Origin of the sequence: Rouxiella sp. T17 (assembly GCF_036663475.1) — a bacterium.
Lineage (GTDB): Bacteria > Pseudomonadota > Gammaproteobacteria > Enterobacterales > Enterobacteriaceae > Rouxiella.
This window is the reverse complement of record NZ_JAWUEA010000005.1, coordinates 58,947-82,603: the sequence shown is the minus strand read 5'-3', so window position 1 is coordinate 82,603 and position 23,657 is coordinate 58,947. Positions and strand designations below refer to the sequence as shown.

The 23,657-nt window shown below is 49.2% G+C and carries 19 protein-coding genes; 3 read left to right on the top strand and 16 right to left on the bottom strand.

The features are described 5' to 3' along the window. Positions 1 to 11 precede the first annotated feature (11 nt). Positions 12 to 1,130: an S-(hydroxymethyl)glutathione dehydrogenase/class III alcohol dehydrogenase gene (locus tag SC206_RS01130; RefSeq protein ID WP_332733325.1), complete on the top strand. Its 1,119-nt coding sequence runs from the start codon at positions 12 to 14 to the stop codon at positions 1,128 to 1,130. Between the two features lie 133 nt (positions 1,131 to 1,263). Here SC206_RS01130 and SC206_RS01125 read toward each other — a convergent pair whose 3' ends face one another. From SC206_RS01125 to SC206_RS01050, 16 genes are all read right to left on the bottom strand, one after another. After that, positions 1,264 to 2,628: a flippase gene (locus SC206_RS01125; RefSeq protein WP_332733323.1), complete on the bottom strand. Its 1,365-nt coding sequence runs from the start codon at positions 2,626 to 2,628 to the stop codon at positions 1,264 to 1,266. Positions 2,629 to 2,792: 164 nt separating this feature from the next. Continuing rightward, positions 2,793 to 4,994 (bottom strand): polysaccharide biosynthesis tyrosine autokinase, encoded by a 2,202-nt coding sequence (locus tag SC206_RS01120; protein ID WP_332733321.1) that lies wholly within the window; start codon positions 4,992 to 4,994, stop codon positions 2,793 to 2,795. A gap of 262 nt (positions 4,995 to 5,256) precedes the next feature. Further along, positions 5,257 to 6,996, bottom strand: a complete 1,740-nt coding sequence (locus tag SC206_RS01115; protein ID WP_332733319.1) for a hypothetical protein — start codon at positions 6,994 to 6,996, stop codon at positions 5,257 to 5,259. A 381-nt stretch (positions 6,997 to 7,377) separates the two neighbouring features. Further along, on the bottom strand, positions 7,378 to 8,484 hold the full coding sequence (locus SC206_RS01110; RefSeq protein ID WP_332733317.1) for a DegT/DnrJ/EryC1/StrS family aminotransferase: 1,107 nt from the start codon (positions 8,482 to 8,484) through the stop codon (positions 7,378 to 7,380). Beyond that, positions 8,485 to 9,042 (bottom strand): GNAT family N-acetyltransferase, encoded by a 558-nt coding sequence (locus SC206_RS01105; RefSeq protein WP_332733315.1) that lies wholly within the window; start codon positions 9,040 to 9,042, stop codon positions 8,485 to 8,487. Beyond that, on the bottom strand, positions 9,032 to 9,487 hold the full coding sequence (locus SC206_RS01100) for a sugar 3,4-ketoisomerase (RefSeq protein ID WP_332733313.1): 456 nt from the start codon (positions 9,485 to 9,487) through the stop codon (positions 9,032 to 9,034). Before SC206_RS01100 ends, SC206_RS01105 begins: the two co-directional genes overlap by 11 nt. 361 nt (positions 9,488 to 9,848) lie before the next feature. Beyond that, entirely contained in the window at positions 9,849 to 11,360 is a 1,512-nt protein-coding gene (locus tag SC206_RS01095) for a group 1 glycosyl transferase (RefSeq protein ID WP_332733311.1), read from the bottom strand. Then, positions 11,357 to 12,586: an O-antigen ligase family protein gene (locus SC206_RS01090; RefSeq protein ID WP_332733309.1), complete on the bottom strand. Its 1,230-nt coding sequence runs from the start codon at positions 12,584 to 12,586 to the stop codon at positions 11,357 to 11,359. Before SC206_RS01090 ends, SC206_RS01095 begins: the two co-directional genes overlap by 4 nt. Positions 12,587 to 12,756: 170 nt before the next feature. After that, positions 12,757 to 13,704, bottom strand: a complete 948-nt coding sequence (locus tag SC206_RS01085) for a glycosyltransferase family 2 protein (protein WP_332733307.1) — start codon at positions 13,702 to 13,704, stop codon at positions 12,757 to 12,759. Between the two features lie 185 nt (positions 13,705 to 13,889). Then, positions 13,890 to 14,744, bottom strand: a complete 855-nt coding sequence (rfbD, locus tag SC206_RS01080; RefSeq protein WP_332733305.1) for a dTDP-4-dehydrorhamnose reductase — start codon at positions 14,742 to 14,744, stop codon at positions 13,890 to 13,892. Beyond that, positions 14,741 to 15,277, bottom strand: coding sequence for a dTDP-4-dehydrorhamnose 3,5-epimerase (gene rfbC / locus SC206_RS01075; RefSeq protein ID WP_332733302.1), 537 nt, complete (start codon positions 15,275 to 15,277; stop codon positions 14,741 to 14,743). The genes rfbD and rfbC overlap by 4 nt, the downstream gene beginning before the upstream one ends. A gap of 1 nt (position 15,278) precedes the next feature. Continuing rightward, positions 15,279 to 16,157, bottom strand: a complete 879-nt coding sequence (gene rfbA / locus SC206_RS01070; protein WP_332733300.1) for a glucose-1-phosphate thymidylyltransferase RfbA — start codon at positions 16,155 to 16,157, stop codon at positions 15,279 to 15,281. 18 nt (positions 16,158 to 16,175) lie between these two features. Continuing rightward, entirely contained in the window at positions 16,176 to 17,237 is a 1,062-nt protein-coding gene (rfbB, locus tag SC206_RS01065; protein ID WP_332733298.1) for a dTDP-glucose 4,6-dehydratase, read from the bottom strand. 42 nt (positions 17,238 to 17,279) lie between these two features. Then, positions 17,280 to 18,188 carry a glycosyltransferase family 2 protein gene (locus SC206_RS01060; RefSeq protein ID WP_332733353.1) on the bottom strand — a complete coding sequence of 303 codons (909 nt, stop codon included), beginning with the start codon at positions 18,186 to 18,188 and terminating at the stop codon, positions 17,280 to 17,282. Between the two features lie 85 nt (positions 18,189 to 18,273). Beyond that, complete coding sequence (locus SC206_RS01055; protein WP_332733296.1) at positions 18,274 to 19,419, bottom strand: polysaccharide export protein; 1,146 nt, start codon at positions 19,417 to 19,419, stop codon at positions 18,274 to 18,276. Positions 19,420 to 19,990: 571 nt separating this feature from the next. Next, on the bottom strand, positions 19,991 to 20,374 hold the full coding sequence (locus tag SC206_RS01050; protein WP_332733294.1) for a hypothetical protein: 384 nt from the start codon (positions 20,372 to 20,374) through the stop codon (positions 19,991 to 19,993). Positions 20,375 to 21,176: 802 nt separating this feature from the next. Here SC206_RS01050 and msrA point away from each other — a divergent pair. Beyond that, the gene (gene msrA / locus SC206_RS01045; RefSeq protein WP_332733292.1) at positions 21,177 to 21,719 is read left to right on the top strand and encodes a peptide-methionine (S)-S-oxide reductase MsrA; all 543 of its coding nucleotides are present in this window, start codon (positions 21,177 to 21,179) and stop codon (positions 21,717 to 21,719) included. Positions 21,720 to 22,038: 319 nt separating this feature from the next. Further along, complete coding sequence (ansP, locus tag SC206_RS01040) at positions 22,039 to 23,520, top strand: L-asparagine permease (protein ID WP_332733290.1); 1,482 nt, start codon at positions 22,039 to 22,041, stop codon at positions 23,518 to 23,520. Positions 23,521 to 23,657: the final 137 nt, after the last annotated feature.

Here is a 23,657-nt window from a genome sequence, read left to right as displayed (position 1 = left end):
TAGGAAGCGTTATGAAATCACGTGCAGCCGTAGCATTTGGTCCTGGCAAGCCGCTGGAAATTGTTGAAATCGATGTTGCTCCCCCGAAAAAGGGTGAAGTACTGGTAAAAATTACCCATACCGGCGTTTGCCATACTGATGCTTTTACCCTTTCAGGTGATGATCCTGAAGGCGTTTTCCCGGCAGTATTGGGTCACGAAGGCGGCGGCATCGTGGTTGAAGTCGGCGAAGGCGTGACCTCTTTGCAGCCGGGCGATCACGTTATTCCTTTGTACACCGCTGAATGTCGCGAGTGCAAATTCTGTAAATCCGGTAAAACCAACCTCTGTCAGGCGGTTCGCGCCACGCAGGGCAAAGGTTTAATGCCAGACGGCACCACCCGTTTCTCCTACAACGGCGAGCCGATTTATCACTACATGGGCACCAGCACTTTCAGCGAATACACCGTGGTCGCCGAAATCTCACTGGCAAAAGTTAACCCTGAAGCGCCGCTGGAAAAAGTCTGCCTGCTCGGCTGTGGCGTAACCACCGGCATCGGTGCGGTTCATAACACGGCGAAAGTCAAAGAGGGCGATAACGTGGCCATTTTTGGTTTGGGCGGCATCGGTTTGGCGGCTATTCAAGGCGCAGTGCAGGCAAAAGCGGGCCGCATTATTGCTATTGATACCAACCCGGGCAAATTCCAGCTGGCGCGCGAAATGGGCGCGACCGACTGCATCAACCCGAATGACTTCGACAAGCCGATTCAGGATGTGATTGTCGAAATGACCGACGGCGGCGTGGAGTTCAGTTTCGAATGTATCGGTAACGTAAACGTAATGCGTGCTGCGTTGGAATGCTGCCACAAAGGCTGGGGCGAAAGCGTCATCATTGGCGTAGCGGGCGCGGGGCAGGAAATCAAAACCCGTCCATTCCAGCTGGTAACTGGCCGCGTATGGCGCGGTTCCGCCTTTGGTGGCGTGAAGGGCCGCACCGAATTGCCGGGCATGGTTGAAGACGCGATGGCGGGACGCATCAATCTGGATCCTTTTATCACTCACAAACTGCCGCTGGAAAGCATCAATGAGGCTTTCGATCTGATGCACGAAGGAAAATCAATCCGTACCGTGATCCACTTTGGTGATAAATAACTCACTCGTGCCGCTCTACGTTTTGATTTGAGTCAGCCATAAAAAAGCCATAAAAAAAGCCGGTGAGCATAATAATGCTGACCGGCTTTTCTGATTTAATCCCTCGATTTCTAACTCAGGTTTTCGTCTAAAGTTAGTCGCTGACAGTCTCGTTAATAGGCTTGATCACCCGATGACGCTTTAACTCTCGGCGGTAGAGGAAGTAGCGCAGGCTATGCAGTACTACTAATCCGAGGGCGACGCGAATATTCCACGCGATGGCCGCGCCAAGAATCCCGTAATGGTGAGTCATCCACGGCAGGTAGATAATGTAGAGCAGCAGGTCGACTATCATGCTTACCGCCATTATCCACGGCTTGCCGCAGGCTTGGATCCAGATAAACGCCGGCTGTACCAAACCGTGCAACAAATATCCCACAAGGAACAGCGAGAAAATCATCCACGAGTGTTCGGCGAAGTCTGGACTAATCCAAACTGACAGGAACCATTTCGACAGGAATATGCCCGCAACCGCCGGAACGACCAGCACCGCGAATATACCCAGCAGCACTTTGTTGAAATAGCTGTTGGCAGAGCGAACGTCGGTTGAAATCTTGGAGACCAAAACCGGGAATAACACGCCGCAGGCGCTGACGGTGACAATCGCCACGCGAGAAACGACGTCGTAAGGAGTGGTGTAATAGGCAAAAGCGGCCGCACCGACAATAGAGGCCACAAAGAAGCGGTCAATATAGAGGATGATTGGCGCAATAATATTGCCTACTGAAATCCAGCCGCCGTATTTCACCAGCTCAAGCGTAATCTCTTTGGTCATCGGCACGCTAAATACGCTGGATGGCGTAACTTTACGGATTTCGCTGCGCATCATCATATAAAACGCGACTGCCATAATGCAGCGCAGCACGCACAGTGACAGCGTCAGCCAGAACAGGCTTGGGGTATAGAAAGAGATAATCACCGGCACTAAGTACATCAGTATCGAAAAGGGTGCTTTACCGATACTAATTTTCTTAAAGGCACCAAAGGCTTCCATTACGCCAACGAAAACGGTTTGCGCAATAACAAACGGCAGGCTGAAGGCAATAATCTCCATCGCGCCGGAAACTTCGTCGCGTATTTCCTGCGTGGTGACGTTAAACAGGTGCAGGGCTATCCATTTGCTTTCCACCCAGAACAGCACGGAAACAACCAGAATAACCGCCGTAATAATAAACCAGCCGGTTTTAATCACTTTTAGCATCGACGGCGCATTCTGCTCGTCGAGATATTTCCTGACCGAGTTGGTGACTGAGCGTGTAATACCAAAATCAAAAATTGTTATCGAACCGATGATAACAATAATCAGCGACAGAACCCCGAATCGCTCGAGGCCAGTGTGTCGCAATAACACCGGGATCATGAGTATAGCGACAAGCACCGGCAGGGCATAACCCAGGAAATTCCACGAAATATTCCGTAAAAAATCGCTGCTGAACAACTTCGCTATGTATTTTTTCATTTTTTGCGTTCGATCTGGTGAGTTTGTTCAAAAAAAAATGCCAGTCCCGAATACGTCTAGCTTCCTGCAACCTCCATTATTCAGGAGGTTGCAGGAGTGTATTCAGTCTGGCTCTTTAAGGCGTCTTTTCACGACTACGCTAAAACTTAAAGATGGTCCGAAGATTAATCTTTATCGATATGACGTTTGTACTCGTAAGTATAGAAGGCGTCATAGCTGTAGTTCTGGCTGTAGTAGTTCGCAGAGCGACGGATGATGGCGTTCAGGATACAACCCTTCACTTCAACACCGCTTTGCTCCAGACGTTTGATACTAACTTCAACTTCTTTAACGGTGTTGAGCTCGAAGCGCGCAACCATCATGGTGGTGCCAACCATCTGACCGATAATGCTCGAGTCGGTTACAGACAGGACTGGCGGGGTATCGATAACCACCAGGTCGTAGTTCTGATTAGCCCATTCCAGCAGATCGGTGAAGCGCTTGCTGGTCAGAAGCTCTGCCGGGTTTGGCGGAGTGCGACCGCGAGTCATCACGTGCATGGTTGGGATTTCAGTGGTGTGAATCACGTCGGTCGCATCTTGCTGACCTGCCAACACGGTTGACAGACCCACGCGTGGGTTAAGACCAAAGTAATCGTGCGCTGAACCACGACGCATGTCGCCATCGATCAACAGGACTTTTTTGCCGGTCAGTGCGATAACGCTCGCAAGGTTGACGGAAATAAAGCTCTTACCTGCATGAGGAACTGCACCGGTAATCATCAGAATGTCGTTCTTGGCGTCAATCATTGCAAAGTGCAGGCTGGTACGCAGGCTACGCAGTGATTCGACAGTCAAGTCGGCAGGGTCGGTGATTGCCAGAACTTCCTTGGTTTTTCGATCGTACTTGCTCTTGCCGCCCAGCGTATTGATAAACGGTAATGAAGCGAGACGACCTGCGTTGTTGGCGAACGGGACGTTTGCGTAAACGGTAATGCCTTGTTCTTCCAGCTCACGTGCGCTTTCGATACCGCGACGCATCATGATTTTGGTCACAATGAAGATAATCGCCATCATCGCACCCAGCAGGGCGGCCATGATTTCGATCAGGGTCAGTTTAGGGAACACTGCGCCCACTTCAGAGGTTGCATAGTCGATGATACGAACGTCGCCGACGGTACTGGCTTTGTTGATGCTTAACTCTTGCTGTTTACGCAGCAACTGAACAAAGATTTCCTGTTCGGAATCAACGTCACGCGTTAAACGCATCAGCTCTTGCTGGGTCTGCGGCAAGGCACTGATTTTCTTGTTCAAAGCGGTTTTCTCGTCTTCCAGAATTTTGCGCTGCTCAATCAGAGAGCGGTAAGTCGGGTGCGACGGAGTATAGAGCTGAGAAATTTCGGCTTCTTTAAAGGTCAGATCGTTCAGCGACTTGTCCAGGTTAACCATGGTGTCGAGTGAAGAACGAATTTCGAGATTCATATCTACAGAATCACGTTTCTGACGGTAGGCGTTCAAACGATCTTCTGAACGGTCAAGGTCATTACGCACCAGCGGCAGCTGCTCTTTCAGGAAGGCCAGGCTGTTAGCCGCTTCTTGAGAGTTACGCTCGACGTTCTGCAACAGGAAGTTGTTGGCGATGCTGTTCAGAACCTGCTGGTCGTGATCAGGATTTTCACCGTTCATTGAAAGTTCGATGATACCTGTATCCATACCGGCATCGGTCGCTTTCAGACGCGCAACCAGTTGGTCGTAGGCTTCACGAATCGGAACCTTACGCACGGTATAGGTAGTGCCAGTCGCTGCATTCATGGAATTGACAAAGATAGTCGTGCTACCTTTAACCACTTCCTGACCCACAGTACCCTGCAGAATAACGTTTTCTTTATTGCTTAAAGTATAGGTTTTCGGACCGGTGACTTTCAAAACGAAAGTCTGACCAAGCTGGGAAGCCGGGATTTCGAGCTTGCTGACATCCAGCTCGTTAACCGGTTTGTGCATCATGCGCGCCCAACCCTTTCCGAAGAACGGGAAGAAGTGCTCCTGCTGCTGAATATCTAAATGCAAGTCACGGATAGTCTTGAACTGAACCAATTTAGACTGGATCAATTTAAGCTGTGCATCAGACTTTGGCTGCGCACTGGACAAATATTTAGATACGTCATTCAGAATGGTAGAACTGGCATTACTTTCTACCTGCACCATCGCGTCAGTACTATAAACGGGGGTGGCGAAGAAGTAATAAATCACACCAAAAACCATCATGACTGCTACGGTAATTGCCACCAGCCAGCGGTCATCCAGGATCCCGCCATATAAGCGCCCCAGGTCCAGGTTATTGGAATTCGTTTCTATCTTGGCTAAGGTTGCGTCTCGTTTCTCTGACATTGTTAATCCCGCAATCAATGTGGTTATGGAATTTTGCTTAAAAGAAAATCTGTATAAACAAGTATTAGCAGCTCAAGGGTAGCTAAACAGCCACTTTCGGCACAGGCCGTTTGCTTCAATGATTTTGGTCGATATGCGGGTTCCTTGTTGTATCCTGCACTGGCCGATAAATTCGAACACCTGTCCGAGGTAACTGCTTTTATATCAAAAAGGGCACTAAATTCAAACGTCTAACTTATTATCCGCGTGCATAAGATAAGTATTATACGCGCAATATATTAGCCACAAACTGCATTGCAGGGGCGGCATCCTGTCGGACCTGAAACTCGTAACCAGATACGCGCCAGGCGAAAATTGCCTGATTATAGATAATAGGTTGGGCAACCATAGGTTCTTTCGCCGAAGGGTCGGAAGTGAGGCTGATTAAAAACTCACCCGCCACGCCTAACACGTCGGTTTTAATATAAACCTTATACAGATTGAGTTCCTGCATATATCTGTCTTCATTCGATTCATCGAGCTTGAACAGAGTGGTAAATTCCGATGGCGATCGACCAATACTTTGTGCCACGCCGATACCTTCGTACAGACGCGCCTTCATATAAAGCTTTTTATCAAAATTCACGAAATTAGGATTGATATTGGCGAAAGGTGCATCGCTTTCGGCTTTATTGTAGAGCGAGAGCATACTGCCGGAGTTGCTAATACCCAAGCCGCGCAAATTATCGGTAAGCGCAGAAAAACTGCTTTGTCCGGTAATAAACGAGGTGTACATCATCGAACCGAAAATGCCACTGCAATAACCCATTACCGCCTGAATTTTGGCAAAAGGTTCGCCTTCAAAATCATGCAGAATATCAACGTAGTTAGAACCCGATTCATTATCGGCACAGCGATGAACGGCGAGGACTTTTCGATTGGCTGCGCCCGCGCTGGAAGAACTAAGCGTTTGCCCCTTGCGGAAGCTGCTGCTCTTTTTACCCTGGCCGACAGAAACGTCGTGAGACTCCATCACCATGACATAAAATTTGTGCTGGTCTTCAAACGCCATTAACACTTCACAACGTTCGCCGCCCGCGTTGACCGCCATACCACGGCGTAAGCCTTGCAGGCTGTCGACCTGTAACATCGACAAATAACGGCCGTTAAAGTCGTGATCGCCAGCGATTTGCGTATATTGCGAGCCGCCGCGTAGCAAAATGCCGCCGTAACGGTTATCGGCGATGAACTTGACGTTAATCTTCCACGCTTCCGAAATGGGGGTCGTGCCTTTCGTTCCACGGGAGAGGTAAATCCCCATCCAGTTTCCGGTCCAAAAATCACCGGTAATCTGTACCGACGCATTTGGCCAGGTGTGGTCACCGTTTGCCACTACGCGAATACAGTTTCGTGCATCACCAATATGAATGTGCGAAAGCGCAAATCCATTGCCTCGGGCATTAATCCCGTCGGCTCGGCCGCCGCCGTTTAACATATTGATGCGTATATTAAGGCCCGTGATATTAGAGGTTGCGTCACCAATAACAATCATCGGCGTGGCGTCCCACAGGCTTCTGTGTGAAGGCCAGTTATCGTTGGCAATGAGGTGAGAGAGGCTGATATTCAAGCCATTGCTCGCCAATGCACCAGTAATCACTATTGGGCGACTGAGGGTATAAGTCCCTGTTCCATACACGTCATGAATACCGGCTTGAACGGCATAGTCGATGGCTGCACGAATCGCCGTGCTCCAGTCCCCGGCTGCGCTATTTTCATCGGCAAAATCTTCTATTGTGATGAAATGACTTAGCTTTGCGCCAATGCTGCCGCGCGAATATTTCTGGCGGATAGTGTAATCGTCGCGCCCAACACCCGCGTTGGCGTTCACTTGTGCCGCGCCGCCGTTGGCCTGCGAAGCTTGAGCATGTTGTACGGGTTCGCTTGCCTGCGCTTTGCCCCCCATCCAGCCCATAACGGCGGAAGGGACAAGCCAGCCAAAAAAGCGTCTGCGGGATAATGACATAATTCTGTACGACCTCTGCTAAGAGCCAGAATCGATCCGGCAGGAAACCTGAAACATCTGAAAGACGGATGTCAAAATAACGGCTATCTGAATAGTTGAGCTCTATTAAAAAGAGCAAATAAGAGAATAAATAGAAGAATAGATAAAAGAATTAAAGGCTTACTTGATGACACGACTCTTTACGCAACGACTCTTTATGAAACGCTTCTTTATGAAACCCTTCTTTATAAAACTAACAAGACGCCCGCCTTGTTGGCAGGCGTCTTGTTCGAACTTAATTTATAACTTAAAGAATTTTACGACTTAGAGAGCTTTACAACGTAGAAAGCTTTACGACTTTGAAAGCTGAACCACTATCAAGTGAAAACGATCTGACCAAAATTAGTGGGCAGTGAATCGGTTACAGGCATCGATAATCGTTTCTACGTCGGCATCCGAAAGTGATGGGTCGGCCGGAATGCTCAAGATTTCGTCGTGAAGGGTTTCGTTGAGCGGGAAGCTCAGATGATTCATTTCCGCATAGGCCGGCTGTTTGTACGGCGCAAGAGGGTAGTGAATTATCGTTTCGACACCGTTTTCACGCAGGAAATCTTTCAAAGCGTCGCGATGCTGGGTGCGAACCACAAACAGGTGCCAGGTATGCTGCTCACGCTGGGCAACCGTCGGCAGTTTCAACAGTGGGTTGTTGATGCCTGCAAGGTAGCGTTCTGCAATGCTGCGACGCGCTTCGACTTCTTTCCGGAAATATTTCAGCTTCACGCCAAGCAATGCGGCCTGCATTTCACTAAGACGGCTGTTAACACCCTGATAAATATTGTAATAACGCTCTTGTGAACCGTAGTTGCGCAGCGCGCGCAGCGTGGCTTCAAGTTCAGGATCATTGGTCGTAGCCGCACCTGAATCGCCAAGGGCGCCCAGATTTTTGCTTGGGTAGAAGCTAAAGGCGGCAGCGTCGCCCCAGTAACCCGCGCGATGGCCATCGATGCTCGCGCCGTGAGACTGTGAACAGTCTTCCAGCACCAACAGATTGTTATCCCGAGCGATTTCCATGATTTCAGGCATCGGTGAGCAGTAACCGTAAAGGTGTACCGGCATGATTACGCGGGTGTTTGGCGTAATCGCATCGCGGATTTTGCTCACGTCGATGTTGTAGGTATCCGCATCCGGTTCAACAAATACCGGTTTCAGATTGTTTTCGGTAATCGCCAGCACGCAGGCAATGTAAGCATTGGCCTGAATGATAACTTCGTCACCGTCTTTAATTTTGCCGAGCAGTTTCCATGCTCGCAGCACCAGTACCAGCGCATCCAGGCCAGAGGCCAATCCGATGCACGATCTTACCCCGCAAAATTCAGCAAATTGCTGTTCGAAAGTGCGTACTTCAGGTCCGAGAATGTAGTATCCGGAATCAATAACTCGCGCACTGGCCGCTTTAAGCTCATCGGCATAAGGCGTATTAATTTGCTTTAAATTGAGGAAGTTGATCATTTACGCATCCTTTTCTGGAACATCAGGCGTAATAAAATGTTGGTTATCTTTATAGAACGTCTCTTTCATGACGGGAACGTCAATCAGATAGTATTCATTGGTTTCATCTTCGCTGTAGAAGCTCTGAGAGATCTTCTTGATGAAACGCAGCGCCGGTTTGTTGTCCTTGCGCGCATCGATAACGATGTAGCGATAACCTATTTCTTCCATGAAATCGACCATCAGCAAGATGCTTTCGATGGCAGACGTCATGGTTTTGTTTTCGTTTAAAATCCAGCTACCGGCATGACCAATGCTTTTTTCTTTATCCATTTTATATGCGCGAAGCGAGCCAACCAGCTGCTGGTTGTCCTGACGCTGAATAAGGAAGTAATACTCCAAACCCGCGGCTTCGCGATTTTTATACTCTTCAAGCCAGACTTTCTGCTGCAGCGGGTCGTTGTCGACCGGCGTCAGAAACTGCGTGCTTTTAGGCGCAACGCGCAGACTGTGAACGAACTCATAGTCACTGACTTCAACGGGACGAAGTAAAATGGTCTTGCCGTATTTATTCTGCATATTTGGCTTTTGCCTCTTCAATAAACAGATCGTAGTCGTAGATGTAATCACTCTTGTCATACTTCTGGCTAGAGAGTACGACCAGCGCGCAATCTTTACTGAAGTCGTGCATTTCGACCCAAACCATGTCATTCACCAGCAAGCCTTTTGATGGGCTGTCTAACCAGTGATCGCTGATTTTATGGCCGTCGTTAAGGCGAACGCGCAGTTTACCGACCAGACAGATAAGGAACATCTTGTCATTGCGGTGAGCATGGAAGCCGCGATTCTGATTGGTATTGGTATTAAAGATGTAAAAAAGTCGCTTTATTTCGAAAGGGACCTGATTCATTGATTCCACGCTGACCAGACAGCCACGGTCATCGGTAAAGGTGACCAAATCAATCACCGAGTGCTGTGGCGGTTGCAAGGATTCTGCTTCATCAGTGTGTGTAAATAAATTCATAATAACGCCTCTAACCTTCTGATTAGTTTTGTTTATAGGCTGCCGATCCAGAATCGTAAGCCAATATTCGTACCAATTGTCCCAACAATTGGCGTGGTGCCTTGTTCGCTCTCACGAGGAGCAAGGCTTGGAAAGCAACCGCTGATTTTATTAATTTGTGACGCTAGCGGGCTGCGTATCCAGTTTTATTCGTCAACACCCCCGCAGCCACTTTTGCGATTTTGAAGACAATTCTTATAGACCAATATTATATTAATTTAGGTTGTTATATAAACTTAAAAAACGAAAACGGCCTTTTTTAGGATTACTGCAATGAGTAGCAGAATTTTTAAGGGGTGCTCACGGTTTCTTAAGCTTTAAATCACTTTTTCTTAACTGCTCCAAGACTTTTTCGAATGAACGCTTTTAAACGGTTCAAGGAGAAATAGGTCTTATTAAAAAGCGAGAAACGCCAGTATATCTGCCAAAATAGTTCCCTATGGTGATGGTATACATATTGCATGACCATCGGATAAACCGGCATAAATATACTGTTGCGAACGCGAAGATAATCTGTATCACCCGTCCACGGCACCAGCGTTTCCATGTTTAGCAGGCTAGGCTGATTATCATAAATGCACGCCAGATAGCGCGCTTTCACCGCCTGATAGCCATTTATTGAGACGATTTCGTCGAATACGCCGTCAGCATTATAATGCTCTATCGTCGCAACCACTTGCTCAACATGCTGTTTCTTAAGTTTATCTGCCGGTGAATAACCTTGCACATTCGAGGTTAATCCGATGCCACGTTTACCCGCCAATACCTGCTCGGCAAATGCCGTACCGCCAGGGAAAGGATAGCTGTCGACGTAAAAATCGGCTTCTTTCGAACGGGCAATAAATTGGTCATAGGGTAGAAGACGTAATACTTGTAAGCGTTTTCCGAAGCGCAGCTTTAAAGGCCACAGCCAAACATTGCCCGCAAAATTAATTCCTACCAGCGTAAAGGTCGCATTCGGCCACTTATTTAACAGCCGTGAGATAAGCGGACTCATATTCGCGCCACGGAAAGGGCGAAACTTCATTGCTGAACCCGAGGTGAAAAAATGCAGCGGCTGATTAGGCGTCGCTGAATTGTTCACAGGCACAGACTCAGGTTTATTTTCGGTTTTACTTTGCGATGTAACATCTGCAATAGGAATACCCAAGAAAGAAGTCTGGCCGGCAATCTGCTTACTCAAGTCTAGACGCGCGCCGTAGCTGCTCAGCTGGAAATAATAATCGCTCACTGAGCTGCCGTAAGTAAACGCGTGGTCCGCATGGTTAACAAAGGATATCTGTACGGGTTCGGGCTTATTATCGCTGAGGCTTCTGTTATACGCATTTTTAACTAATCCGCAGGCAACAACCGCCGCGATATCATCAAAATGGATGTGTAGAACAATGCGCTGATAATTTGCACAGATGTCACGAATTTTAACCACCGCGTCGAGCAGGTCGGTGGAGGCTATTTCATGCACCTCAGAGAAAATATCGTTAAAGCGCAGCTTGGCTTTTACGTCTGCCTTGCGCGTTATTAGCACGTCGGGCTTTACCGGATGCATCTGCCCGAGCTTTTCCATTAAGCGGGTATGACCGCCAACAATGAATGCTTCGGAAATAATATGCAGAGAGTCTTTCCTGGACCTATTTTCGTCGCTAACCGGCATTGTCAGAGGAGGCAATACCTCCTCGACGCGCTGGATAAGATTTCTTTCGACGTCGGGATCGTCATAGACCCCGATATCAATCATATGCAGCAGAGAGCCGTATATTTCAGCGGCTTTCAGGCTGGCGTTGAGATCCTGTCCGGAAAGGACGCTCTCCCGCAGAGGTTGCAGCAGAGTTCTCATGCTAACTCTCGCTCACTTACCGGACTCGGTAAGTGTTCGGCTTTGTAATAGTCAATAACGGCGTGGTGACGCGCGCAGAAGAATAGAATCGCGCCGCCAGAAGCACCAAACAGTAACGGGTTAAAGAGCCCGCCGACGAGCCATAACCCCAAAAATGCGAATGTCATCATGATATTGATAAAGCGCGTTTCGGTCTTGTCGTAACAGGAGCCGAATATCACCATCAGAAGAACCAGCAAATAGATTGAAGCACCGACGATCCCGAGGTCCATCAACATTGACTGGGTTTGGTTCTCGTAAAGATAAGGTGTTTCCGGCGCGCGGATCAGGCTCGGAATAAAGTAACCAATGCCGTGACCAAATATTGGATTATCAAGATAGTGATGACTCATGGCATTAGCCTGTACGTCACGCACCACGTCGGAGGAGGTATTAACGCTGCCCCCGATTCGCGTTTCCAAAATCTTGCTGACCGTATCACCCACCGGCGTAAAGCTATATAACGCCCAGCCAAACACGAATGCGACCATCGTATAATAGATTTTAGTCGACAGCTTGGCGTTAAAGATAAGGCTCAAGGCGATGGCTACCACGCTGACCGCCCAGAAGAAACGGGAGAAGGTCAACAGAATGGAGATGATTAGCACCACCAGACAAATAACGTTTAACAACTTTCTTTGTTTGCTGATCAGAATCTGGCCGACCAGAACGTAGAGAATAAACGGCGTGACGGAATCCATCGGGATTTGCAGTCGGGTCAGGAAACTGTCCTGAACGCCGAGGGTCATTAATTGAATGTCCCAGACTTTCGAAACGGCTTTAATAATGGTTCCGGTTGGCATCCCGGTTACGGCGGAAATAAACAGAATCGCCATTTTACCGAAACCAATAACCACGGCACCATTACGAATAGTATTAAATGCCAGTCGCTCGCCACCCATACGGTGTGGAATCGACGAAAGAAAACCGAAAACGACAAAGGTTAATAGCATGTCACGGGATTGCCCAATAACGCTTGGGAACTGATTTAACTGACCCAAAGAGTAGATAGCCAGAATAAAAATCAGCATTGCAAGCGGCCAGACCAGTTTAAAGAAACGGGCCATGGCTTTTGAATCGCAAATCAAGTGCAATCCAATCATTGGAATAATCAAAAAGCTGCGGGCCATGATGAGATAAATGGCAAACTTGGCCAGTATCTTCTTGGGCTCATTAATCGTCATCATACTAATAACCTTTAACCCTGAAAGGGCAGTGCGTAATCGCGCCACGTGACGTGGCGGGGACGGAAAACTGATAATTAGGGTTTATTCACCCGGCGCTAAACGTTGACGCTACAGCGTTTAGCGCTTCAACCCTTGGGTGGTACAGCTTTGAACGCTACCGCTTTTAGGCGCTACAGGCCCAGCACGTAAAATACGAAGAAAGAGGCATTACGCAGGAAACCTGTTTTATGCACGCCTTTACTGCTGAACAATTTAAATCGTGCCATAAAGCCTTTTTCGAACGATTCTACATAGTCGGTTAACAGTTTTCGGTCTTCCGGTTTCAACGCAGGGCTAAAGTCATCGAGGAACAGTTGAGCCTGAGTACGCGTGCGTCGAATAATATCACGCGCTTTAAAGAATCGGCTTTTAAATGAAACGCTTAATAGCGCGCCCAAAGAAGCAGATTGTGCACCCAGTACGTTATTTCCGTGCTGACGATAAAGAATCATCGAGTTATCGATAAAACCTACGCGGCCAATTGCCTGCGCCAGCATCGCCATATACCAGTCATGCATTATCGATTCGCCAATGCGGCTATTACGCGCCTTGTCGAACAGCTCATGGTTACAGGCCATCACACAACCCGTGACCGAGTTATTGACCATCAGTTTACCCAGGCTCGGATGACGATCGAGATTTTGGTAGGTAAACATCGAAATATGAATAGGCGACAGGTTCTTGTCGGCGACGCATAGGTCGGAATGCAAAAGAATCGGCCCCTGTTTTTGCTGCTCCATTTCAACGAAACGGTCCATAAACAGGCGCATTTTATTCGGTAACCACAGGTCGTCCTGATCGCTGAAGAAGGTGTAGTCAGCGGAGGTGTGCATGATCAGGTGGTTGAAGTTCTCGCGAACGCCGCCTTTTTTGCCGTTATCCAGCAACGAGATGCGCGGGTCTTGCTCGTTAAAACGATTGATAATTGCAGTCGTTTCGTCTGATGAACTGTCGTCGGACACCAGAAGACGGCAATCGTATTCAGGTAAATGAGAAAAATTGAGTAAAATGGATTGAATCTGTTCTGTCACATATTTCGCGCCATTATATGTAGCCAGAATAACGTTTATTTTTTTCATAGTGTCTCAACGTTAGAATATTGACGAGCTTACAGGCCGATTGTTCTAAATAAGCAAACCCTAAATAGGTAAAACCCAAGGCAAACTAGAACCGTCGATCAGTAAACCGTAAGCCCTGTAGACTGTGTCACGCGCGGCGCCTCTCACGAATGAAAGCGCGCCAAAAGCGCGTGACACAGACTAAATTAAAACTTGACGATAATCTCTTTCAGGGCCGAATCCCAATCAGATAAAGCGACACCTAAAGCTTTGATTTTTTCACCACTCAGCACCGAATACGCGGGACGCTTGGCCGGAGTAGGGTATTGCTCGGTCGTCACCGCGCTCAGCGTTGGCTTTTTGGCCAGTCTGCCCGCGGCGACAGCAACGTCAAAAATCTCGTCGGCGAATTCAAACCACGACACTTCGCGGTCACCGCCGTAGTGATAAATTCCGCCTTCTGCCTGCACCTGAAGCAGAGAGATAATGGCGTTCGCCAAATCACCTGCATACGTTGGGCAGCCGCGCTGATCGCTGACAATGCCCAGCGCGTCGCGTTTTTCGGCAAGATTCACCATGGTTTTGACAAAGTTGCTGCCGTATTCGCTGAACACCCACGCCGTACGCACCACGGCCGCTTCCGGCAACGCCGCCAGCACGGCGCGTTCGCCGTCCAGCTTGGTTTTACCGTAAACGCCCAGCGGATTGGTGGTCGCGGTTTCCAGATAAGGCGTGGTGCCCTGACCGTCGAACACGTAGTCGGTAGAGACATGAATCAGTCTCGCACCCACGTCGCGCGCCGCCAGCGCCAGATTTTCCGGACCCAGCGTGTTTACGCGGGCCGCGGCTTCTGGTTCGCTTTCGGCTTTATCGACCGCCGTATAGGCACCGGCGTTGATGATAGCGTCAGGCTTGTAGGCCTGAACGATTTCATCAACCTGCGCCTTGTTGCCGATATCCAGTTGCGCGGACCCCAGGGCTTCGATTTGCCAGCCCTCGGGAAGGCGATCCTGGATACAGCGGCCAAGTTGGCCGCTCGCTCCAGTCAGTAAAATTTTCATTTCACCAGTTCTCGCAGTGTCTTGCCGAGCTTGTCTTTTTCAGAAAGCAGCGGGTTTTCGATTGGCCATTCGATACCGACTTCCGGGTCATTCCACAGCAGGCAACCTTCGAGTGCAGGTGCATAGTAATCTGTGCACTTGTATTCGAAATCGGCTACGTCGGACAACACCACGAAACCGTGCGCCAGGCCAGGCGGAACCCAGAACTGGGTCTTGTTCTCTTCAGAGAGCAGCACGCCGTACCATTTGCCGTAAGAAGGTGAGTCCGGACGAATATCAACCGCCACGTCATACACTTCGCCACGGACTACGCGTACCAGTTTACCCTGCGGATTTTCGGTCTGAAAATGCAGACCGCGCAACACGCCCTTGCTCGAACGCGAATGGTTGTCCTGCACGAAATCCAGATCGATATTCAACATCTCCTGATAACGTTTTTTCTCAAACGTTTCCAGGAAGAAGCCGCGACTGTCGCCGAAAACCTTAGGTTGGATTATCTTGACGCCTTCAAGGGGAGTATCGATGATTTCCATATTAGATTTCCTTCGATGCAATCAGCTGGGTCAGGTACTGACCGTAACCGGTTTTAGCAAGAATTTTAGCCTGTTCGGCAACCTGCTCTTTAGAGATCCAACCTTTACGGTAGGCAATCTCTTCCAGACAGGCCACTTTAAAGCCCTGACGCTTTTCGATGGTGTGAATGAACTGCGAAGCTTCCAGCAGGCTGTCATGCGTGCCGGTATCTAACCAGGCGAAACCACGGCCCAGTTGCTCGACTTTCAGGTTGCCCGCGTCCATGTACATCTGGTTCAGGGTGGTGATTTCCAGCTCGCCGCGATGCGAAGGCTTGATCTGCTTAGCCATTTCGACCACGTTTTTATCGTAGAAATACAAACCGGTCACTGCCCAGTTGGAGCGTGGTTCGGTCGGTTTTTCTTCGATGGAAATCGCGCGATTCTGCTGGTCGAATTCGACCACGCCAAAACGCTCCGGGTCCAGAACCTGATAGCCAAAGACGGTTGCGCCTTCGCCATTGTTCTCGACCGCGTGCTCCAGCTTGCGACCAAAGCTCTCGCCGAAGAAGATGTTATCGCCCAGCACCAGCGCACAGCTTTGGCCGTCGATAAACTCTTCGCCAATCAGGAAGGCCTGCGCCAAACCGTCCGGGCTAGGCTGAATAGCATAGGTCAGCTTGATGCCGAACTGCGAGCCGTCACCCAGCAGACGCACGAAACCTTCGTTGTCTTCTGGCGTGGTGATGATCAGAATGTCTTTGATGCCCGCAAGCATCAACACAGAGATCGGATAATAAACCATCGGCTTATCATAAATAGGGAGCAGCTGCTTCGAAACACCGCGCGTTAATGGGTATAAACGTGTACCTGAACCGCCAGCGAGAATGATACCTTTCATGATTGCGTCACCTTTAAATTATTTAGTCAGCCCAAGACGCTCTGTCCAGGTACCTGCTTTAATTGTGTTTACCCACTCGAAGTTGCTCAGATACCATTCAACGGTTTTACGAATGCCGCTTTCAAAGGTCTCATCCGGCGTCCAGCCAAGCTCGCGCTCGATTTTGCTGGCGTCGATGGCGTAACGCTTGTCATGGCCAGGGCGGTCGGCAACCCAGGTAATCAGGTCACGATAGTTGGCAATACCTTCTGGCTTCTGCGGCACCAGCTCTTCGAGCAGGTCGCAAATGGTATGCACGACTTCGATGTTCTGGCGCTCGTTATGGCCACCAATGTTGTAGGTTTCGCCGACTTCGCCTTCCGACACCACTTTGTGCAGTGCGCGCGCGTGGTCTTCAACATACAGCCAGTCACGGATCTGATCGCCTTTGCCATAAACAGGCAACGCTTTGCCAGACAGGGCGTTCAGGATGATCAGCGGGATCAGTTTCTCTGGGAAGTGATACGGGCCGTAGTTGTTTGAGCAGTTAGTCACCAGCGTTGGCAAGCCGTAGGTGCGTTTCCATGCGCGAACCAGGTGGTCACTCGCGGCCTTGGTGGCAGAGTACGGGCTGCTTGGTGAATAAGGCGTTTCTTCGGTGAACAGGTCATCAACACCGTGCAGGTCGCCATACACTTCATCGGTAGAAATGTGGTGGAAACGGAACGCGGCTTTCTGCTCGTCGGACAGGGTCATCCAGTAAGCGCGGGTGGCTTCCAGCAGGGTGTAAGTCCCGACAACGTTAGTCTGCACGAAAGCAGCAGGACCATCGATCGAACGGTCAACGTGGCTTTCGGCGGCAAGGTGCATCACGGCATCAGGCTTGAATTCGCTAAATGCTTTGTTCAGCGCATCGGCGTCACAGATATCAACCTGTGCGAAATGATAACGAGGATCGTCACTTACCGGAGCCAGTGAAGCAAGATTGCCCGCATAGCTTAGGTTATCGATAACCAGCACCTCATCCTGGGTGTGCTGAATAATGTGTCTTACGACCGCCGAACCAATAAAGCCGGCACCACCTGTTACGATAATTTTCATTGTATCCTCAACAAAATTTGGGGTAGAGCAACGGGGGAGAGATTATTTCCAATACCGCTTGTGCATACTGAGCGAACGCGTCACACCGATTGGCAGGGTCTTGTAACTCTTCCCTAACTTGTAGCCAATGATCTTCATTGCATTGTTAATGCACGCGCGGGGCAGGAACATCACGCCATGTTTGAGCAAAAATCGCAGCTCAGAAATCAGGAATTTTTTACCTTCGCCACCGGCACCGCCGAACTTCTCATGGATCCACGACTCTTTGCCGTGAAATACACCAATATCGAAGTAGCGTTTAAACTCTTCGATAGGGGAGTAATTGTGAGAATGTCGGGCTTCGGCCTCGGCGACATAGGCCACTTTATAACCGGCCAACACTGCTCGCGCCGCAAAATACATGTCTTCGCTCAGGATGGTGTTGGACGGAAATCCGCCTAACTCCCTGAAAGCAGAAATGCGATAAGCCGCGAAAGAGTTTGAAGTAAACACGGTTTTCAACCCGGCACGCGGTGCGTCTGCGAGGGTGTAAACGTGACTCTTGGCCGTGTAGTTGAAACTGCGCGCATGGCGGGAAATCGGCGTCGCATTGTGATGCGGCAGCTGACGTCCGTAGGCGCAGGCAACTTTTGGATCGTCGAAGGCGGCGACTAAACGTTGTAGGCTGCCTTCTTCCGGTATTGCGTCCTGGGTGATAAAAATCACTACGTCACACTCATCCGGTGCCATGTCGACAGCCAGATTTCGCGTTCCACCGTGATTAAAGTCCTGCGAACTAATACTCGTTACATGAAAACCGGCCTGTGTTGCTAATTCGGCCGTTCCATCTTTACTACCAGAATCAATCACCTGCACGAAAAGGTCCGCAGGAGCGAACTTTTTAATGTTGTGAATCGACTCTTTCCACACTTCACCACCGTTATAGGTGGGTATTGCCAAAAAATATTTCATCATCTTATCTCGTTGGAGTGATAGATGAGGTATCTCCACGCGCAGCGGGTTTATCACCCGCCGACCTCCACGTGGAGACGCAGTATTAATCCCAGTTTTTAATGTAACGCACGCTTTCAGTCATGTTGTTCACGCCGGTAATAGTCGGCACGATCTGGCTGATAACGCGGTTCCAACGCACGATAGGCGCGGTGGTGACGTAAACGATGTCATACGGCTGGAGCTGGAAGTTGGTGCTCATCACCATCGCCGACGCATCTTTGGCATTCAGCTGATAGATATTGGCAATTTTGCCTTTATCTACGCCCTGACCATCATGGATGGCGCGAATAACAAAGATTCCGGAAGCATCAGCCAGTTCCTGATTGATGCCGCCCGCCGTGCCCAGCGCTTCCGCCAGCGTCATGCCGCTGCGGTCCATTTTCATGGTGGTCTGCTTGTTGACTTCACCCATCACGAAGATTTTGAGGTCGTCATTGCGCGGCACGTAGAGAATGTCGCCCGGATAAAGCAGGCGGTTCTGCATCAGGTCGCCGTTTTGCATTAACGCTTCAAGCGAAATCGGCTCGTCGTGACCATTGTGGGTCAAGACAACGTTGCGCCAGTCGGCATCGGTAGTCAGACCGCCCGCGGCGTTGATAGCATCGACAATCGTCAGCGGAATGTTGGTAATGGCCTGTGCGCCCGACGTCGTGACTTCACCCGTTACGTACACTTTTTGTGAACGGAATGAGGCGATACTCACGTCAATCTGTGGACTTTCCACGAAGCTGGCGAGGCGTTGCGCGATAAGTTTGCGCACCTCTTCAAGCGTCATGCCGACAACATGCACTTTGCCTATATAAGGGTAGAAAATATTGCCGTCCGCACCGACCCAGTTACCCGTATCGCTGGCGCTACGATATTGCCCGGCGGGGGTAGTCAGTTCTGGGTGGTCATAAACGGTAATGTTTAAAATATCACCGATACCGATGTGATATTGATAGCTTTTAAGCAGGTTTGTCAGTTGCAGGTTCGAGCGGGCAATGACCGGAGCAGGTTGCAATTTTTCTAGCAGATAAGGTGACATCGGGAGGATGTTGACCAACTTATCCAAGTCGTAATTGCTGTCTGGCACCTTGACGGAATTCTTACCCCCGGTCGATAAGCCTTGCCCTGGTACAATTGTACAGCCGCCTAAAATACCCACAGCAAAGACTAGCGCAGAAAGTTTAAACAGATTTTTGTGCATAGGTTCCAGACCATTTCGGTTTTTTGAGAGTCACTGTCTACATCATTTTCCGGAAACATAGGCATAGCAATCAAAGAGGAAATGCCAAATCAATAATCCGGGAAATTGGATGAAATCACGCGTTGTTTCTAAAGTAACCCGAGTGCGTAGGGGAAACAGGTATGCTACCGCCCTTGGCTCATAGCTACCAATACACTAAAAAAACGATGTATATAATCTCAGTACGCAGTTCAGGGAACAGACAATAACAGCCCTTACCGGGTGTTTTAAATAGCTAGGCTAAATAAATTCCACGATTTTAGGCGGTTATTGAAGCCAACAGATTATTATTCCATTGACCTTGATGTTTACACATTCGTGGTCTATGAAATAGTTGAGCCTGATGGGGGAAAAATCCTAAACGGCTATTGCGCGCTTTCGGCTTTGTCCTCACTTCTTCTGCTACAGTGAACTTCATTTCGAATTCACTTTAGCAGAAGGGGTATATAAATAACTATTCGTAGCGTTTTAACCAAGCCCTCTTTCAGATTATACCGATGAAAAACGGCAAGAATATTACAAAAACGACGCTTTAATGTTCGCCAAAACCATTAATTGGCGCATTGTCTTTCAGCTTTTTAATTAAATAAGGAACATTATAAAAAGGCTTGGGGTTTGAAACAGCGAAAGTCTGCGGGTGCATTTTTAAGCAATGCGCGCTGCTTGCAAAGTTAACGATTATAGGGTCAACGTTTATAACGTTAAAAAGGCGGCAGGGCAGTGAACCCTTAAAATGCGGGATGTCAGGGCGCTGACACAACGCGGTTCGTGTCTCCTGACCCTCAAAGAGGTAAAATTGATTAGCAGCATTCAACAGAATCACGTCCGCCTCACCCTGGTTGTACACAGCCATCGCCAGAGCAGAATTTGGCTGAAAATTCATATTTTTCAACGATTTTTGACAGCATTCTTTCACAACCCAGCCTTGGAACGTATGTTTAGTATATATAATACGAATGCCCTAAATTCGCAACACATTAATGCTTTTTAAACCTAGGATTTTTTTATAATCCAAGGGTTTTTTTTAAATAACCTATACACAATTTCGCATAAAACAGCGTCGGTTATACGGCTTTCTTATGGCTGAATTTAACTCTTTCGCGCCGATTGTTTAAGAAAAGTGCCTGCTCTCTTTTACAGTACTTTTATAGTACTTTTTCTAGTACTTTCCGCGTGTGGCGCATCTTTCGCGTTTCACGCCAACGACCTGCCGATAAAACAAAACCCTAAACTGGCAGAAGAAATAGTCACGCAGGATGAGAAATAATAACGGGCGTGCCTATTTATAGACGGCCAGTTATAAACGATCGCTTATAGTCTTTTAGACCACGGGTTATAGACGGGCGGTCATAATTGTCGAAGGTAATATTTTTGTATGAGAGCACTGCGTTTTATTTGAACGTTATTTGACTTTATTTCGTGATTAAATAGCGAGGTCTTTACTAAAAAATGACGTTCAGAAATATTTTGTATAAACATCCCGCCTTGTCTTTAAAAAAGTCTCCCCCACATAGAATGAAGAGAAACGCGAGCAAAGACGCCGTACACGCCTAGTCTTAAGAGGAGTAGACGTTTTCTATTGATGAACAGTGCTGGCGTAGAGTTTCGACGCTATGTCTCAACATAATGTCCCAACGCTATGTTCCAACGTAATGTCCCGACATAATGTCCGACAAAGAACACCGGTGATCCGGTAAAAAGTTTACGAGGAAATTATCATGACCCTTGAATATGCAATTGTAGCGGGCGGCTGTTTCTGGTGTACCGAAGCCGTGTTTAAAGATGTTATCGGCGTCGAGACGGTCGAGAGCGGCTATATTGGCGGCCAGACGGTGAATCCGACCTATGAAGAAGTCTGTAATGGCGATACCGGCCACGCCGAAGCGATTCGTATCGGTTTCGATTCTGAAAAGCTAAGTTACGGCGATCTGCTGGATATCAGCTTCGCGACGCATGATCCAACCCAGTTGAATCGTCAGGGTAACGACGTCGGTACTCAGTATCGCTCCGCCATTTTCCCGATGAATGAAGAGCAGCAGGCCGAAGCCGTAGCGGCGATTGCCCGCGCGCAGGAAGATCAGCGCGAGCCGGTCGTCACCACCATCGAACCGTTGGCGACCTGGTATCCGGCTGAAAACTATCATCAGGATTATTGGGAAGGTGCAGGCCAACGTAACGGCTATTGCCTTGCCGTTATCCCGCCGAAATTGCAGAAATTGCGGAAAAGCTTCGCAAATCGCACCAAATCACTGCAAGACTGAAACAACAAATTCGCGTTTTTTTGAAAGCGATCGCCAATATCCCCAGAAGTTTTGGGGATATTTTGTTTATAAATCCAGCTGATTGGCAAGATATTGTACTGAGAAGACGAATTCTAACGATTTAAAATGAGGTTTTTTTTGCCACACTCCAAGAGAATGAGGTAGCATCTTCCGCCGTTGCTGATGTTAACCACTCGTTAACCCCAGTGGGTCAGAATAATACAGTGGTGAAAAGCCACGATAGGCGTCAGCAATTGCAAACGTTTGCTCGTGTTGAAGGCCAGGGCGTGAAAGATTTCTTTTGGAGAACAGGTAAGAAATGAAACGACATAAAAAAACTGCGGAGCAGCTTGAGCATTCCAAGCACGCGGCCAAAAGGCGTTGGCTCGATTCCCATGAAGAGGGCTATCACAAGAGCATGGGCAGTCGTCAGGTTCAGATGATTGCCATCGGCGGCTCAATCGGTACCGGCCTGTTCCTGGGCGCCGGTGCGCGTCTGCAAATGGCCGGTCCTGCGCTGGCGCTGGTCTATCTGGTTTGCGGCATCTTCTCCTTCTTTATACTCCGTGCCTTGGGTGAACTGGTGCTACACCGTCCAACCAGCGGCAGCTTCGTCTCCTATGCGCGTGAATTCCTTGGCGAAAAAGCCTCTTACGTCGCGGGCTGGATGTACTTCCTCAACTGGGCGATGACCGGCATTGTCGATATCACCGCCGTCGCGCTTTATATGCACTATTGGGGCACCTTCGGCGATGTACCACAGTGGATGTTTGCACTGGCCGCGCTGGCGATTGTTGCCACCATGAACATGATCGGCGTCAAGTGGTTCGCCGAAATGGAATTCTGGTTCGCGCTTATCAAAGTGGCCGCGATTGCCATCTTCCTGATTGTCGGCGTCGTGTTCCTCGGCACGGGCAAAGAGCTGGCGGGTCAACCGACCGGTTTACACCTGATTACCGATAACGGCGGCATCTTCCCGCACGGACTCTTACCCGCGCTAGTGTTAGTGCAGGGCGTCGTCTTCGCCTTTGCCGCTATCGAGCTGGTGGGAACTGCCGCTGGCGAAACCAAAGAGCCCGAGAAGATTCTGCCTAAAGCGATTAACAGCGTTATCTGGCGTATCGCACTGTTCTATGTCGGTTCTATCGTGCTGCTGGTTCTGCTGCTGCCGTGGAATGCCTATCAGGCAGGTCAGAGCCCGTTCGTGACCTTCTTTAGCAAGCTGGGCGTGCCTTATATCGGCACCATCATGAATATCGTGGTGCTTTCTGCGGCGCTGTCGAGCCTGAACTCGGGTCTTTATTCCACCGGCCGTATTCTGCGCTCCCTGTCGATGGGCGGTTCTGCGCCGAAGTTCATGTCCCGCATGAGCAAGCAGCAGGTGCCTTACGCCGGTATTCTGGTCACCGTCGCGATTTACATCATTGGCGTGGTGCTGAACTACTACGTGCCGTCGCAGGTGTTTGAAATCGTCTTAAATATTGCATCGCTGGGCATTCTGAGCTCGTGGGGCTTCATCGTGGTTTGCCAGATGAAACTGCGCAAGGCGATTAAAGAAGGCAAGGCGAAAGATGTCTCCTTCAAAATGCCGGGTGCGCCGTTCACCTCATGGCTGACGCTGCTGTTCCTCGCTAGCGTGCTGGTGCTGATGGCCTTCGACTACCCGAACGGGACTTACACCGTAGCGACTATTCCGCTGTTAGTCGTGCTGCTGGTCTTCGGCTGGTTCGGCCTGCGCGGTCGCGCGGCAGAAGTTAAAGCGCTCGAGAAAGAGCACGCTGAGACGTTCGAAGCGAAATAATTTTGTAGCAACAAAGATTCAACTGTAAAAATCATAAAGCCCTCGACCTTGTTTAAGGTCGGGGGCTTTTTTGATGGTTCACGAAAAGCGATAAGACAATTAGCAAAAGGTGTGAAATAAGCAGCATTGAACACGTT

What these genes read in the sequence shown, in the direction of transcription:
- SC206_RS01105 (WP_332733315.1), bottom strand. Translation starts at nt 9,042, where the DNA reads ATGCAGAATAAATACGGCAAGACCATTTTACTTCGTCCCGTTGAAGTC.
- rfbB (WP_332733298.1), bottom strand. Translation starts at nt 17,237, where the DNA reads ATGAAAATTATCGTAACAGGTGGTGCCGGCTTTATTGGTTCGGCGGTC.
- SC206_RS01095 (WP_332733311.1), bottom strand. Translation starts at nt 11,360, where the DNA reads ATGAGAACTCTGCTGCAACCTCTGCGGGAGAGCGTCCTTTCCGGACAG.
- rfbD (WP_332733305.1), bottom strand. Translation starts at nt 14,744, where the DNA reads ATGAAAATTTTACTGACTGGAGCGAGCGGCCAACTTGGCCGCTGTATC.
- SC206_RS01085 (WP_332733307.1), bottom strand. Translation starts at nt 13,704, where the DNA reads ATGAAAAAAATAAACGTTATTCTGGCTACATATAATGGCGCGAAATAT.
- SC206_RS01120 (WP_332733321.1), bottom strand. Translation starts at nt 4,994, where the DNA reads ATGTCAGAGAAACGAGACGCAACCTTAGCCAAGATAGAAACGAATTCC.
- msrA (WP_332733292.1), top strand. Translation starts at nt 21,177, where the DNA reads ATGACCCTTGAATATGCAATTGTAGCGGGCGGCTGTTTCTGGTGTACC.
- ansP (WP_332733290.1), top strand. Translation starts at nt 22,039, where the DNA reads ATGAAACGACATAAAAAAACTGCGGAGCAGCTTGAGCATTCCAAGCAC.
- SC206_RS01125 (WP_332733323.1), bottom strand. Translation starts at nt 2,628, where the DNA reads ATGAAAAAATACATAGCGAAGTTGTTCAGCAGCGATTTTTTACGGAAT.
- SC206_RS01110 (WP_332733317.1), bottom strand. Translation starts at nt 8,484, where the DNA reads ATGATCAACTTCCTCAATTTAAAGCAAATTAATACGCCTTATGCCGAT.
- SC206_RS01090 (WP_332733309.1), bottom strand. Translation starts at nt 12,586, where the DNA reads ATGATGACGATTAATGAGCCCAAGAAGATACTGGCCAAGTTTGCCATT.
- SC206_RS01060 (WP_332733353.1), bottom strand. Translation starts at nt 18,188, where the DNA reads ATGAAATATTTTTTGGCAATACCCACCTATAACGGTGGTGAAGTGTGG.
- SC206_RS01100 (WP_332733313.1), bottom strand. Translation starts at nt 9,487, where the DNA reads ATGAATTTATTTACACACACTGATGAAGCAGAATCCTTGCAACCGCCA.
- SC206_RS01055 (WP_332733296.1), bottom strand. Translation starts at nt 19,419, where the DNA reads ATGCACAAAAATCTGTTTAAACTTTCTGCGCTAGTCTTTGCTGTGGGT.
- SC206_RS01130 (WP_332733325.1), top strand. Translation starts at nt 12, where the DNA reads ATGAAATCACGTGCAGCCGTAGCATTTGGTCCTGGCAAGCCGCTGGAA.
- rfbA (WP_332733300.1), bottom strand. Translation starts at nt 16,157, where the DNA reads ATGAAAGGTATCATTCTCGCTGGCGGTTCAGGTACACGTTTATACCCA.
- rfbC (WP_332733302.1), bottom strand. Translation starts at nt 15,277, where the DNA reads ATGGAAATCATCGATACTCCCCTTGAAGGCGTCAAGATAATCCAACCT.
- SC206_RS01115 (WP_332733319.1), bottom strand. Translation starts at nt 6,996, where the DNA reads ATGTCATTATCCCGCAGACGCTTTTTTGGCTGGCTTGTCCCTTCCGCC.